The organism is Paenibacillus sp. UNC496MF, from assembly GCF_900113915.1.
Classification (GTDB): Bacteria; Bacillota; Bacilli; order Paenibacillales; family Paenibacillaceae; genus Paenibacillus_Z; species Paenibacillus_Z artemisiicola.
This window is the reverse complement of sequence record NZ_FORE01000021.1, coordinates 155708-170445: the sequence shown is the minus strand read 5'-3', so window position 1 is coordinate 170445 and position 14738 is coordinate 155708. Positions and strand designations below refer to the sequence as shown.

Genomic DNA, 14738 nt, shown 5'->3' with positions numbered 1-14738 from the left:
CCCCATGCGAGGAAACTGCGTATCCGGTATTAGCATTCGTTTCCGAATGTTATCCCGGTCTTGCAGGCAGGTTGCCTACGTGTTACTCACCCGTCCGCCGCTAACCTTCCCCGAAGGGAAAGTCCGCTCGACTTGCATGTATTAGGCACGCCGCCAGCGTTCGTCCTGAGCCAGGATCAAACTCTCCATAAAAGCGATCGGCCGAAACCAATCAGTTTCAAGATGGCTTGTTAGCTCATCGCTGACTTGCTTGTTCAAACCTTTTGACAGGTCGCTCATTGTTCAGTTTTCAAGGAACAAAGTTGTTACATTCATCGTCCGGTTCATGACCGGAATTAGAATATAGCATATCTCGAAACCGTTTGGCAAGCCTTAATTTCGGGCTTGTTGCGGTTTCGATCACCGCGCCGTTTCTCGTTCGTCCCGGCCGGAATTAGAATATACCATAGTTTGATTGATAACTGCAAGCACTTATTCGAAAAATGCCGAACGCAAGCTGCGTTTCTCCAACTAAATTCGCGAAATATAAAAAAACAGCTGCCGGAGGCAGCCGTTTAGCGTTCATTTCTTTAGCCAAGCCTACGCGAGCAGTTTTAGAAATTCGCGCATAAAACCCGGCAAATCCGGCCATGCGTGACCGGAAACAAGCTTGCCGTCGACGTGAAGCGTCTCTTTGGCGTAGCTCGCGCCAAGCCGTTCGACATCCAGCCGGCACGCATTGTAGGCCGTCATCGTCCGGCCGCGGAAGTAACTCGTGTCGCTCAACGCCGCAAAAACCTGCACGCCGTGGCAGATGGCCCCGACCGGCTTATCCGCTTCCAGGAAGTGGCTCAGAATGCGGGGAAGATCCTCGTTGCCCCGAATGTATTCGGGTGCCCGGCCGCCGGGAATCACCAAGCCGTCGTACAGGGCGGGATCGACGTCCGCGAACGCGATGTGGGCCGGCAGCAGATGGGCGGGTTTCTCCGTATACGTTTCCCAGCCTTCGACGAAATCGTGCACCACGGTATGAAGGACCTTTTTGGCCGGCGCCGCCAGAACGGCCTCGTACCCTTCCTCCAGCACGCGAAAATAAGGATAGTAGACTTCAAGTACCTCCGCGGCGTCTCCGGTGACGATGAGAATGCGCTTGGACATGCGTTTCGCTCCTCCTCTTAATGGCTTGACTGCTCAAAATCAGTATGAATGAGCTTCCATAATGTGTAAACGGGAGGTTTTGACGCCTGATGTCGAACTCGCCGAAGATTCGCTGAAAACAAAAGACGCCGGGTCAGGCCCGGCGCCTTCGGGACAACGAGTTGCACGATATGCTGGATCTAGCTTAATTGGAACTGGTCAAAAAATTGCGCCTTGTCCGCCCCGTCGATCGTAAGCGACCCATTCGCCGTGGTTGGGGAAAGCTTGAAATGCGCGGCATCGAGCTTTACCGCTTGAACGGCAACGTTGGCGTTTTGCAGCTGCCAGTTAAGGTCGGATACGAAATCATCCATGTCCGCGTAAGCCCACTCCAGCAGAATCGTCGCCACATGGGTGCCGTCGCCGACCGTTAACGTTCGGTTCTTGTTCGCATCCTCGTCCGTGCCGGCGAAATGATTCGACCCGAACAGCGCGGTATACCCGCCGCCAAGCGTAACGGACGCCTGCGAGCCGGTCGCGAAGGTCGTGACGAAGAACGTATCCCCGAAGCCCATCGCCGCCAGCGTACGCTGTCCCAGATCGATGTGATGATCGTTGCAGTACTGTTGAATGAAGCTGTCGACCGCCGAGCCCACCGCTTGTCCGGTCGTGAAGCCGTTCAGCGGGATGTTCCAGGTCAAGTCCACCGGAATCGTGACGTTGCCGTCGCTGATCGTAAAATGGACCGGATGGGCGCCGTAATTCGTATCCGCGATTTGAAAGCTCTCGCCTCTTGCTTGCGTCGCGTACGACGTACTGAAGTCAAACGACGTCACGGCTTTGCTGCCGATAAACCAAAGCTCGGCGATCCGGGCTTCCGCCGCGTTCAGCTTGGCTTCGTTCGTCACGAGGGCTTGCCGCGCGGACGGCAACCCGTCATATGCCGCGCGCGCCGACGCGACGGCGGTTTTGTCTGCGAGCGCGATGGCTTCCGGCGCCGGCAATGCGTCGATGAGCGCTATCACGGCGGCCGCGGCCTGCAGGTCGGCTTCGTGCTCCGCCTTCAATTGCCCGATCCGGGCGACCGCGTCGGTCAATTGGCCGTAGTTCGATACCAACGCCTGCTGCGCGCTCGTCAAGGCCGCATAGGCGTCGTTAGCGGCGTTGACCGCCGCTTCGTCGGATCGCGTCAGCTGGGCGATCGCCGGAAGCGCCGCGATCTGCGCAACGACGGCGTCAGCCGCCGCCTTATCGGCTTTAAGCTCGGCGATTCGGGCGGCGGCGGCCGTCAGCGCGGCGCGATTCGTGACCAGCGCTTGCCGGGTCGCCGTCAGGGCGTTGAACGCGTCGGCGGCCGCATTGACAGCCGTCTCGTCGGACAGCTTCAACTGCGCGACGGCCGGGAGCGCCGCGATGAGCGCGGTGACGGCGTCGGCTGCTTGGAGATCCTCCAGCGCGGCAATTCGCGCCAGCGCGTCCGTCAGCTTGGCGTGGTTCGTCACCAGCGCCTGCTGCGAGACCGACAGCGCTAGGAAGGCCGTATTTGCCGCGACGACGGCCGGCTTATCGGACAGCTTGAGCTGGGCCGTGTCCGGCAGCGCGCCGATCAGCGCCACGACGTCGTTGGCCGCCGCGATCAGCGCGTCGATCTTCGCCAGCGCGTCCGTCAGCTTGGCGTGGTTCGTCACCAGCGCTTGCTGGGAAGTCGACAGCGAGTCGTAGGCGGTGTTCGCCGCGTCCACGGCTGCTTGGTCGTCGAGCGTGATCGCCGCGGCCGATGGCAGTGCGTTAATCAGCGCGACGACGTCGTTGGCCGCCGCGATCAGCGCGTCGATCTTAACTAGCGCGTCCTCTAGCTTGGCGTGGTTCGTCACCAGCGCCTGCTGGGAGGGCGACAGCGCGTCGTAGGCGGACTTCGCTGCGGTTACGGCCGGCTGGTCGTCCAGCGTGACCGCCGAGGCTGCCGGCAGCGCGCCGATCAGCGCCACGACGTCGTTGGCCGCCGCGATCAGCGCGTCGATCTTCGCGACGGCTTGCGCCAGCTTGTCCTTGTTCGCGACCCGCGCCTGCTGGGCGGCGGACAAGGCGGCGAACTTCGCGTTCGCGTCCGCCACCGCGTCGCGGTCGGCGAGCGTCGCCGCGGCCGGCTCCGGAAGCGCCGCGATCAATGCCGCGACCGCGTCGGCGTCCGCCTTGCGCGCGTCGATCCGCGCCAGCGCCGCGGTCAGCTCGTCCGCGTTCGCCACGAGCGCCTGCTGCGCCGCGGTCAACGCGTCGAAGGCGGTCTTGGCGGCCGTTACCGCCGGCTCGTCCTCGAGTTGAATCGCCGCGGCGTCAGGCAGCGCGTCGATCAACGCGACGACCGCGTCCGCCGCGGCTTTATCCGCCTTCAGCTCGGCGATCCGCGCGACCGCGTCGTTCAGCTTCGTCCGGTCGGCCGTCTTCACGAGCGCCTTCTGCGATGCCGATAACGCGGCGAACGCCGTATCGGCCGCCTTCACGCCGGCTTCGTCGCTGGCCAGCGTCAGATCCGCTGTCGCCGGAAGCGCCGCGATCAGCGCCGTCACCCGGTCGGCCGCCGCGCGGTCGATCTGCTCCTGGCTCGGGCCGGACGGGGGCGGCGGCGTTGGATGGATGACCGCGCCGGTTTCGTCCAGCAGCTTGTTCGGCTGCTTCTCGAAGCTGCTCGACTGCTGCGCTTCCTTGCTCATCGTGGCGGTTTCGATCGTGCCGCCGCCCGTGACCTTGACCGCCGCGTTCAGCACCAGGTCCACGATCTTCGCGCCGCTGCCGAGCGCGATGTCGTTGCCCGTCGCCTCGTCCGTGACCGTGATCTGCTCCACGCTCCCGCTCGGAATGTCGATGCGGACCTGGATGCCGGAAACGTCGACGTCGTCGAACGACCCGAGCAGCGTGACCGTCGTGCCCTTCGGCAGCAGGCGGCTAAGCTGGACGTCGGTGAAGCCTTCCCCCGTCAGACCCGATTCCTCGAGCGTCGCGCCGCTCTGCATGACGGCCGATGCAACGGTCGTCGTGCCTTCCGCGACGATCCGGACGAGCCCCGCCGCCTTGTCCACCACGAGCGTGAGCAGCACGGAATCCTCGAAGTGAATGCTGTGCGCGCCGCCGCCCTGCACGAGCGTCGTGCCCTTCACCGTGACATGCCGCAGCGCGGCGTCGCCCTCGCCGATGCCCGCGGCGAACGTCAGGCTGCCTTCGATGACCGTGTTCCGCAGCGTGACGCCCGGCGCGGCGATCACGACGTCGCCCTTGATCGTCTGCGTGCCCGTCTCCGGACCGTACGTCCCTGCTTTGTCGAATGCAATCGGCGCGGCCTTGACCTTCAGAGCCTGGCTCAAAATGACGACGGCTTCCGCGCGGGTCGCGTTATTCGCCGGGCGGAACGCATGATCCTCGTAACCGCGCATGATGCCGGCATCCTCGACCGCGCCGACGGCGCCCTTGCTCCACGACGGAATCGATGCCGCGTCCGCGAAGGCTCGGGCGCTATCCGCCGAAGGCGTCAAGCCGAGCAGCCGCTGGGCGATGACCGCGATCTCCTGGCGCGTGACCGGCGCGTTCGGATGGACCGTTCCGTCCCCGAAGCCCGCGATATAGCCGGCCGCAGCCGCCTTCCGAAAATCCGCGTAGCTCCAGTCGCCCGCTTTCAAATCGCCGAACGCCGCGCCGCCGGTCCGCGCGAAACCGAACGCCCGGTTGACGAGCGCCACGAATTCCGCCCGCGTGACGGCCTTGTCCGGCCGGAAATTGCCGTCCTCGTACCCGCCGATCAGGCCTTGCGCGATCCATTGCCGGATCTCCTGCTCCGCCCAGTGTCCGCCGATATCGGCGGCCGGGCCCGCGCCGCCCGTCGCGCCGTTCGCCGTGCCGAGCAGCGAGAGCGAAAGCGATCCGGCCAGCGTGAGACTGACCATTTTTTTGCTGAATGATGCCTTTCTCATGACTTGCCTCCCCGTTCTTGTCTAAGGCTTGGCTTCCGCCGCGCAAAGCAATGAAACGCCAAGTCCACACTCATTCGACGAACGGGACGGCAAGTCCTCCAGCTTTATCGAAAAATGTCGAAGATTTCCGTTTAGTCCGGTCAAGCCGTTCCGAACGGCAGGCGAAAGTCCCGGTCTTCACGGCCTCCGCTACTTCCGTTCGACCTGCAAATAGGCCACGTCCTTGACCGTGTACGTATCCTTGAGCCGCTCTTCCGACAGGACGCCGAGCTTCACGAGCTGCGCGATCTTGGCGGTGTCCGGGCTCGAAAGCAGACGCCACAGCTCCAAATCGGGGAGCGCCTCGAACAGCTTCGTCTCGTCGTACTCCTTCCTCCGGTGCGGCACGACCTTGACCGCATAGCTGCCGACTTCGAGCGTCGTCGTCCCGTTCTCCGCGCAGTGCGCCAAGATTTCCTCCCGCAGGCCGGCCAGCTCCTGCTCGAGCTCCTTTTGTTTCTTTTTCAGCCGATAGTAGCTTCGGACCTTGTCGTTCACCTGTGCTCACGCTCCTTTACGCTGATATATATGCCGCCCGAAGGCGCATTAGAGCGAAAAGCGGAGTTCGGCCGTGCGGCGACCGGAGATCTGCGCGATAACGCGAAAACCCTCAAGCGTTGCTGGCCGGTTGGCCGAGACGGCATGGCGCCCGCGATGCAAACCGTTGCAATGACAGGCGTGCGCGCCGCCCCTGACGACCGCGAGTCCGATCAGCCCCCGCATTGCGACGCAAAAAGGCTTCCTCCCCGAAGGGAAGAAGCCTTGCATCCCAACTCGGCCGCCGATACGCGACGCGGCGCGCCTTACGTCCGGTATTTCTCGATCAGCGCCATCTTCAGCTCCCACGCCGTCTCGCTCAGGTTGACGCGGTACTCCGCCGGGTTCATCTTGCGCAGCACCTGCGGCCAGAAGAGCTTCAGCTGCTCGCGGTGATAGCGGCGGATGTCGTCGAGCGACGGCAGCTCGTAGACGAGCTCGCCGTCCGCGAAAATCTCCGCCAGCAGCGGCACGGCGTCATAGCGCTGGATGACCTTCTGAATGTAGTGATGCACGGGATCGAACAGCCGCAGCGGTTCCTCGGTAAGCATCGGGCCTTCCTCGACCAGGGTCACGTAGTCGCCTTCGGCGATGCCCGTCTCGCGGTTGACGATCCGGTACACGTCCTTGCGCCCGGGGGTGGTGACCTTCTCGGGGTTGCCGGAAATTTTGATGACCGGCACGAACTCGCCGTCCTTCTCCCGCGCCGCCAGCTTGTAGACGCCGCCGAGCGACGGCTGGCCCGCCGAGGTGATCAGCTGCGTGCCGACGCCCCAGACGTCGATTTTGGCCCCCTGCGCCTTCAGGCTGAAAATCAAATCTTCGTCCAAATCGTTCGAGGCGACGATGCCGACGTACGGGAGCCCCGCTTCGTCCAGCATCCGCCGGGCTTCCTGCGACAAGTACGCCAGGTCTCCGCTGTCGAGCCGAATGCCGTTCATCCGCTTGCCCTGCTTCTCCAGCAGCTTCCCGACGCGGATCGCGTTCGGCACGCCGCTGCGCAGCGTATCGTACGTATCGACGAGCAGCGTCACCTGGTCCGGCAGCACTTCCGCGTATTGGCGAAACGCCTCTTCCTCGCTGTCGTGGCCCTGCACCCAGGCGTGCGCGTGCGTGCCTTTGGTCGGGATGCCGAACAGCATGCCCGCCCGCAAATTCGACGTCGCGTGAAAGCCCGCGATGTACGCCGCCCGCGCGCCCCAGACGGCCGCGTCGGCTTCCTGCGCGCGGCGCGTGCCGAATTCCAGCAAGCCGTCTTCGCCGGCGACCTGCTTGATGCGCGAAGCTTTCGTCGCGATCAGCGTCTGGTAGTTCACGAAATTGAGAATCGCCGTCTCGATCAGCTGGGCCTCGAAAATCCGCGCCGTCACGCGCAGCAGCGGCTCGTTCGGAAACACGATCGTCCCTTCCGGCACGGCGTCCAGCCGGCCCGTGAACCGAAAGGCGCGCAAGGCGTCCAGGAACGCCTCCGCGTACCCTTCCTCCTGCGTCCGCAGGAACGCGATCTCCTCGTCGCCGAACCGGATGTTCCGGATATAGCCGACGACCCGCTCGAGGCCCGCGAACACCGCGTACCCGTTGCCGAAGGGCAGCTTGCGGAAGAACACCTCGAACACGGCCTGCTCGTCGTGCGTCCCTTGCACCCAATGGGCGTACATCATGTTGATCTGGTATTTATCGGTATGCAGCGTCAAATGCTCGTTCGTCATCTGCGTTCGTTCCCCTCTATGTCGAATCTAGGTCGCGATCGGCTTCCCGCCCCGCAGGAGCTCCGCGCCCAGCGCGTGCCGGAAGTGGCCCAGCGCCCAGTCGTGTCCCTGCGGATTGAAGGTCGCGACCGCGTCGGCGTGGACGGCGATGCGGTAGCCCCGGTTGTACGCGTCCACCGCCGTGTGCAGCACGCAAATATCGGTGCAGACGCCGATGAGATGGAGTTCCGCAATGCCCCGCATGCGAAGCTGCAGCTCCAGGTCGGTGCCCGCGAAGGCGCTGTAACGGGTCTTATCCATCCAGTAGACGCGGTCCCGGTTCGCCTCGTACGCGTCCTTCAGCTTCCCGTACAGCTCGCGGCCGCTCGTGCCCGCAATGTTGTGCGGGGGGAAAAGCTTATGCTCCGGATGCAGGACGTCCGCTTCGCGGTGAAGGTCGACCGCCATGACGACGAAATCGCCCGCCTCCGCGAATCGGCGCGTCAATGCCGCCATCCGGTCCTCGATGTCGATGCCCGGCTGGCCGCAGGGCAGCTTGCCGACGATAAAATCGACCGTATAGTCGATTACGATGAGTGCTTTCATGGCGAAGTCCGCCTTTCCTCATAAAGTGGGAAATCGAGTCGAAGCCGCCCGCCCCGCGGGAGCGGAACGGCCGGACTAGCCGTAAATCGACAGCTGCGGAACGTAATCCGTGAACCGGTACAGCTGCGCCGCCCGCTGGGAATGGCGGTTGGACTGCTTCAGCTCGCCCTTGCTGTCGCGGACCTCCTCGATGATCCCCTTGCGGCTCTGCGTCGACGTGATCTTGCGGATGAAATTCTTCTCTTCGAAGTCCGGCACGACCGCTTCGATCACCTGGTACAGCTCGCCGATCGTGAATTCCTCCGGCAGAAACGAACGCGCGATCGTCGTCGTCAGCATCTTGGTCCGGATCTGCTCCAGCGCGTCTTCGAGAATGCGCCGGTGGTCGAACGCGAGGTCCGCCGCCAGCGCCTCCTGAACCGGGAAGAGCCGCACGTCCGCGGCGTCGTCCGCCGCCCGCCGTCCGGCGAGCGCATGCTCGTGCACGAGCGCGAAGAACGCGTGCGAGATCATCCAGCCGCGGGGGTCGCGGCCCGGCTCGCTGTAGACGCCGAAATATTCGATGTGCACGTCGGCGACGCCCGTCTCCTCCCGCAGCTCCCGCAAAGCGCTCTCGAGCATCGTTTCGGTGTCCTTGGAGAAGCCGCCCGGCAGCGCCCAATGTCCTTGAAACGGCCAGCCTTTGCGCTGGATCAGCAGTACCTCCAGCCGCCGAAGGGGCAGCGATTTCTTCGCGGTGTTGCGTTCGGTCGACGTGATCGTGAAGATGACGATGTCGGCCGGCGCCCCGTCCGGCGTGCGGTAACGCCCGGCGGAATAGGACGCCGCCTCGTCAAGGGTCTCGTGCATCGCGGAATCACCTGCTCCGTTTTTTATATTGTCATTTTGACATAATTAAAAATAAAGTCAATAGGCCACGCAAAAAAATCCCCGTTCGGCGCGAACGCCTCCTTCATCAGCGTTCGCGGAACGAGGAAAATTATACGTGCCCGCTCGTTATTTGGCAGTGCCCGGGCCGGAGCCCTTGGCGCTTCCGGCGCCGGACGCGACGGAACTCCCCGCGTCCTCGGGCTTCTTCGTGCCCTTGCTCTTGTACGGCTTCGGCGCGCTCTTCACGCGCCGCTCGCCCGCCTGCCAGCGGTTCCAGCCTTTCTTGTCCGTGCCGCGGCCCGTGCCGCCCTTGCCCTTGGCCATGGCCGGCTACCTGCCGGACAAGGACGCCCACGTCCGTTCGAGCCATGCGTCGAACTCGTCGTCCTTGTCTCCTTCGTACGTATCGTACACGTCGGAGCGCATGTTCTTCAGCTTCTCCTTGAACGCCGCGTAATCGTGGCCCGCGGGCAGGCTCTTCTTGATCCGGAGCAAAATCTTGCCCGTGCCCTTGATCGGCTCGCCCTTCCGGCGTTCCGGCGCCGCCGCTTCCACGCCGAGCGCCGTCAGCGCGCGGTACGCGGCCTGCCGCACCCGGTAGACGGGGTCGTTCTTCGCCAGACGCTCGAGCACGTCCACCGCGGGCTGGCCGCCCAGCTCGCCGAGCGCCTCCGCCGCCTTCGCCCGCTCCCGCCAATTCGACATGCGGCCGGCGGCTTTCTTCAGCTCGTCCAGGCTTGGCGCCGCGTCCGTCATGGATTCCGTATGTTCCACGTTCATCAAACTCCCTTGGTCGACCGACGTTCTTCGTCTACCCGCGCGAACCGGCGCGGGCGCGAGGCTTCCGTCGTCTTCGTTTCATTCCTTACCACGCTACCGTTAATCGCCGCGAAAGTCAATTCCGCCGGCCGGTGCGGTCGGCCGCAGTCACAGTCGGCGGCTGCCGCGATGCGCCCCCAAAAGCAAAGAGCCCGCTCCGGTCTCCCGGTGGCGGGAGCCGAAACGGGCTCTGATCGTTGGCGGCCGCGAACGGCTATCCGTCCGCCGGGACGCCATCCGCCGCGGGGCGCGGCGACCGCGTCGACCGCGGCAAGGCCGCGAACCGGCCGCCGGGCATGCCCTCGCCGCATCGGCGCAGGTTCCGCTAGCCGAGCGGGATCCGGTACGCCGAACGTTCCTCGACGATATGCTCCCCGCCCTGGCCGAAGACCCAGCGGAATTCGAAGACATCGCCTTCGTAGCCCGTTCGGCTGCGGATGTCAGGCAGCACGGCCGCCTCGAAGTGGTCCAGCAGCTTCCGCTGCAGCTCGTTCAGGCGCAGCTCGTTGGCATCCCGCTGCCGCATCGCCTCCTCCTGCGAAACCGCCGTCTGCAGGAAATACGCCAGCGCGACTTGGTCGGCCGTCAAGTCCTCGGGCAGCGGCTGCCCGGAACCCCGGAACACCTGCTTGACCGTCTCCACCCAATCCCCGTACAGGTCGATCGCGATCTGATGATTCATCGTGCGGCACGCCCCTTTCTGCTTCTTCTTCGTTACCGTCCATTGTAGGGGGAAGCGCCGCCGGCCGCAAGTGCGGCCCGCTCGATCCCTTCAAGAACGATCCGCGAAGCAGGCGGGACGGCAGTCTGCCGGGGAAGCGGCGGTTTTCGTTAATCGGTACGGGATCGCGGGCTCACTTGACCGCGCCGGCCGTGATGCCGCTGGCGATTTTGCGCTGGAAGACGATGTAGACGAGCAGCACGGGCACGATCGTGAAGAACAGGGCGGCGAACAGCGGTCCCCATTCGGTGCGGTACTGCATCTCCGCCTGCATGACGCCGATCTCCACGGGGAGCGTGTACTGCTTCGGGTCGTTGACGAGAATCGTGCCGACGATGTATTCGTTCCAAATGTTCAGCACGTTGACGATCGCCACCGTGATGAGGCCCGGCTGGGACAGCGGCAGCATGACGCGGAAGAACGTGCCGAAGTACGACGCGCCGTCCATGATCGACGCTTCCTCGAGCTCCTTCGGCAGCGATTTGAAGAAGCCGACGAGCACGAAGATGCCGAACGCCAGCACGCTGGACGTGTAGACGAGGATGAGGCCGATCTTCGTATTGATGAGATGGAACGAATTCATCAGGAAGAACAGCGGGATGAGCGCCAAAATGAACGGCACCATCATTGAGGCGATGTAGAGCAGGTAAAGCGCGCCGCTGCCGCGGAACTTGTAACGCGCAAGCACGTACGCGGTCGTCGCCGCGAGCAGCAGGCCGAGCAGCGTCGAGCCGGCCGTGACGACGATGGAATTCAGGAAGTACGCGTCAAAATTGTATTTGTTCCACACGTACGAGAAGTTCGACCACAAGAGCGGCGCGTCGGGCAGCGCCCACGGCAGGTGGCGGAAGAACTGGTCGTTGTTCTTGAGCGCGTCGAGCAGCGTCCACAGCAGCGGATAGAGCACGGAAACGCTCCAGACGATCAGGACGGCGTAGGCGCCGTAGCGCAGGATCGGGTTGCGGATGCCGTTGTTCATGGTGAAGTCCCCCTTAGCTCAGCTCGACCGTCTCATGACGAAGCAGCCGCTGCAGCACCACTGTCGTTATAAGCGAGAGCACCAGAATCAGGACGCCGATCGCGGCGCCGAAGCCGAAATGGTATTGGCGGAACGCCATTTGGTACAAATACGAGCCCATGACCTGCGTGCTGTTGTCCGGCCCGCCCTCGGTCATGATCCAGACGATGACGAAGGAGCCGTTCAGGGTCGTCATCATGATGTTGATGACGGATACCTTCATCTGCTCCCAGATGAGCGGCACGGTGATGTCCTTGAACTGCTTCCACTGCGACGCGCCTTCGAGGTCGGCCGCTTCGTAGTAGGAGGCCGGGATGTTCTGGATCGCGGCGATGAGCAGGATCATGTAGAAGCCGATGCCCGCCCAGACGGCCGGCGGCAGCAGCATCCAGATCGTGTGGTTCGTGAAGCCGAGCCACGTGATCGTCACCTTCTCGTCGGTGAACAGGGAGAGGAACGCGTTCAGAAAACCGATTTGCGGATTGTATATGAAATTCCACAGCACGCCGATGACGACGACGGAAATGACGTTCGGAATGAAGAAGATCGACCGGAAGAAGCCGGCCATCTTGAATTTGAACCGGGTCAGCGCGACCGCGAAGAAGGTCGCGAGCACCATGATGCCGACGATTTTGCCGACGACGAGGAAATAATCGTTGCCGATCGCCCGCCAGACGATGGGATCCTTGAACATGTCCCTGAAATTGCCGAGCCCGATGAAATCCTTCGTCTGCGACATGCCGGACCAGTCGAACATCGAATAATAGAGGCCTTTGACGACGGGATAAATCGTGAAGACGCCGAAGAACACGAACGTCGGGATGATGAACGTAGCGATGAATAGGTTTCTCTGCCACTTGGCGCTGCCTGCTTCCATGACGCGACCGCCCTTCCTGTAAATTCGCGAAAGGATGACCGGGTGCGGTCCGGCCATCCTTCGCTTTTGTCTCCTGTGAAGCCGCCGATGAGGCTTAAGGCGCGCCTGCTTATTTCGCGACTTTTTTGACGACGTCGGTCACGCGCTTGATCCAGCCGTCCGGATCGATCTTGCCGATCGTCAGGGCGTCGGTCGCGTCCTGCATCGCCTTGTCGACGTCCGCGTTGAACGTGATCGTCGGAATGACGACGGTGTTCGGATCCGTCAGGTACTTGGCCGCGTCCTTGACGAAGTTCGGCGCGTTCGACGCGCTGATGTCGCCCTTGATGTTGGACGGCGCGCCGCTCAGCTCGGCCCATTGGGACGCCTGCGCCTTGGAGAAGACGAACTGCAGGAACGCTTTGGCCGCGTCCTTGTTCTTCGCGTTCTTCGCGACCGCGACGGTGGCCGTCGACGTGTTGGCGACGATCTTCTGGCCCGCGTCCTGCGTGATCGACGGGATGAAGCCGAAGTCGAAGCCTTGCGGAATGTCCTTGGACATCTCGTTCGGCAGCCACAGGCCGTTCGGGATGAACGCGTCCTTGTTTTGCAGGAACAGCATTTGCGAGTCGGTGTGGTTGATTTGAATCGACGCTTTGTCGATGAAGCCTTTGTCGCGCAGCGTCACGATCTTGCCGAGCGCCGTCTTGACCGCGTCGCTCCCGAACGCTTCGAGCTTGTTCGCCGCCATGTCCTGCAGGACGGTGTAGTCGCCGTTGTTCGCGGAGACGATCGCCGGGTACAGGAAGGCGCCGTTGATGTAGTACGGGTATTTGCCGGTATGGATGAAGGGCGTGACGCCGGCCGCTTTGATCTTGTCGCTCACGTCGAGGAACTGCTGGAAGTCCTGCGGCTCCTGCCAGCCCTTCTCCTTGAAGAGCGCCTTGTTCCAGAAAATGCCCCACGAATTCAGGACGAGCGGGATGTTGTAGATCTTGCCGTCGTACTGCTGCGGCTGCTGCGCCAGCATATCGAGGATCTTGTCCCCGTCGACGTTCTTCGCATCCTTGATCCAGTCGGTCAAGTCTTCGAGCTGGCCGTCTTCGACCATCTGGCGGTCGTTCAGCTCCGGGCCGTCGATGTAGACGAAATCCGGCGGGTTGCCGCCGATCCAGCGCGGTTTGTTTTGTTCGTTGATTTTCGGGCCGCCGAGCGCTTTCACGTGCAGGTCGGGGTTCGCTTTTTGGAAATCGTCGATGACTTTGGTCCACCACTTGTCGCCGTAGCCGCCGACGAAGTACTGGATTTCGAAATCGCCGGTCAGCTTGGGCGTATCCGTCGTGCCGGCGTTCGTGCCGCCCGCGTTCGCGGCATCCCCGTTCGTCGCGCCGGCGTTCGTGGATCCGCCGTTCGTCGTGCCGCCGTTCGTCGCCGTCCCGTTGTTCGTCGACGCGGCATCGTTCCCGCCGCCGTTGTTGTTCGAGCCGCAGCCCGCGAGCGACAGCGAGGCGAGCAAAACGGCCGCGCCCATCGCGGCGTATGTTTTCTTGTTCATCATGAAGCGTACCCTCCTACTAGGTGTGGTTGGAGCGCCGGGGCCGGTGCGTCCGATCCCTCGTGCAGCCTCGCTGCAGCGCTTGTATTCATCATAGTGGGCGGGGGCGTTTCGCTGAATCGAATATCTTCCGTGAATTCTTTATTATTTTCTTCTTGTAAAAAAGCTGGTTTGGAGGAGAGGGGGGTGCTGAAGGGCCGGGGGGCTGAGCCGAGGGTGCGAGGGCTAGCCGAGGTGCGGAAGTGCGGGGCTAGCCGGAGTGCGGAGGTGCGAGGGGCTGAGCCGGAAGCGCGGAGGTGCGGGGGCTAGCCGGAGTGCGGAGGTGCGGGGGGCTGAGCCGGAAGCGCGAGGGGCTAGACGGAAGCGCAATGATCGCGGCGGAAGGAGCGAAAGCTTGGCCCCCAAGATGCGAGAGGTTCGCTGGGGTGCGGTTTAGAAGTGGGAAGTATTGAAAGAAGATGCCAAATGCCACCATGTACCGTATCTGATTCCGTGCCTGCTCTCCTGACCGGCGAATTCTCTCGATGTACCGTACTACGTACCGCTCTTAAACTCAAAAGCGTCGGATCTCCACCATCTACCGTACCTGGTACCGTTCTTTCGCTCAAAACCGCCGAAGTTCCGTCATGTACTGTACTACGTACCGCTCTTGCGTCCAAAAGCGCCGGATCTCCACCATGTACCGTACCTGGTACCGTTCTTTCGTTTAAAACCGCCGATTTTCCACTATGTACCGTACTACGTACCGCTCTTGCGCTCAAAATCACCGATTTCCCGCTATGTACTGTACTACGTACCGCTCTTCCGCTCAAAAGCGCCGGATGTCCTTTATGTACCGTACCTAGTACACCTCTTACTTTTAAAAAGCGTCTGATTTCCACCATGTATCGTTCTTGCGGAAGCACCTTCCGGTTCTCGCGGCCAACCGTATTCGCGGGCCGGTCTTTCGAC

General features: G+C 62.7%; 12 protein-coding genes and 1 rRNA gene. All 13 read right to left on the bottom strand.

The genetic code is table 11. The annotated features are described in order from the left end of the window. Positions 1-192, bottom strand: a 16S ribosomal RNA gene (locus BMZ79_RS31430); the annotation flags it as partial. 387 nt (positions 193-579) lie between these two features. Then, positions 580-1137, bottom strand: a complete 558-nt coding sequence (locus tag BMZ79_RS31425) for a DJ-1/PfpI family protein (protein ID WP_090648565.1) — start codon at positions 1135-1137, stop codon at positions 580-582. A gap of 179 nt (positions 1138-1316) precedes the next feature. Continuing rightward, positions 1317-5078: an S-layer homology domain-containing protein gene (locus tag BMZ79_RS31420; RefSeq protein ID WP_090648562.1), complete on the bottom strand. Its 3762-nt coding sequence runs from the start codon at positions 5076-5078 to the stop codon at positions 1317-1319. Positions 5079-5267: 189 nt separating this feature from the next. Then, a complete protein-coding gene (locus tag BMZ79_RS31415) occupies positions 5268-5615 on the bottom strand; it encodes a hypothetical protein (RefSeq protein ID WP_090648560.1) in 348 nt (115 codons plus the stop codon). Positions 5616-5920: 305 nt separating this feature from the next. After that, positions 5921-7363: a nicotinate phosphoribosyltransferase gene (locus BMZ79_RS31410; RefSeq protein WP_090648557.1), complete on the bottom strand. Its 1443-nt coding sequence runs from the start codon at positions 7361-7363 to the stop codon at positions 5921-5923. Positions 7364-7390: 27 nt separating this feature from the next. Then, positions 7391-7948 (bottom strand): cysteine hydrolase family protein, encoded by a 558-nt coding sequence (locus BMZ79_RS31405; protein ID WP_090648555.1) that lies wholly within the window; start codon positions 7946-7948, stop codon positions 7391-7393. A 75-nt stretch (positions 7949-8023) separates the two neighbouring features. Continuing rightward, a complete protein-coding gene (locus tag BMZ79_RS31400) occupies positions 8024-8797 on the bottom strand; it encodes an NUDIX hydrolase (protein ID WP_090648553.1) in 774 nt (257 codons plus the stop codon). Between the two features lie 147 nt (positions 8798-8944). Next, complete coding sequence (locus BMZ79_RS31395) at positions 8945-9142, bottom strand: DUF3934 family protein (protein ID WP_090648549.1); 198 nt, start codon at positions 9140-9142, stop codon at positions 8945-8947. A gap of 6 nt (positions 9143-9148) precedes the next feature. Beyond that, positions 9149-9592: a HEAT repeat domain-containing protein gene (locus BMZ79_RS31390; RefSeq protein WP_371263827.1), complete on the bottom strand. Its 444-nt coding sequence runs from the start codon at positions 9590-9592 to the stop codon at positions 9149-9151. Between the two features lie 370 nt (positions 9593-9962). Continuing rightward, positions 9963-10319 carry a hypothetical protein gene (locus BMZ79_RS31385; RefSeq protein WP_090648544.1) on the bottom strand — a complete coding sequence of 119 codons (357 nt, stop codon included), beginning with the start codon at positions 10317-10319 and terminating at the stop codon, positions 9963-9965. A 172-nt stretch (positions 10320-10491) separates the two neighbouring features. After that, positions 10492-11337, bottom strand: a complete 846-nt coding sequence (locus BMZ79_RS31380; RefSeq protein ID WP_090648542.1) for a carbohydrate ABC transporter permease — start codon at positions 11335-11337, stop codon at positions 10492-10494. A gap of 13 nt (positions 11338-11350) precedes the next feature. Continuing rightward, complete coding sequence (locus tag BMZ79_RS31375) at positions 11351-12253, bottom strand: carbohydrate ABC transporter permease (protein ID WP_090648603.1); 903 nt, start codon at positions 12251-12253, stop codon at positions 11351-11353. Positions 12254-12362: 109 nt separating this feature from the next. Next, entirely contained in the window at positions 12363-13790 is a 1428-nt protein-coding gene (locus BMZ79_RS31370; protein WP_090648539.1) for an ABC transporter substrate-binding protein, read from the bottom strand. Positions 13791-14738 lie beyond the last annotated feature (948 nt).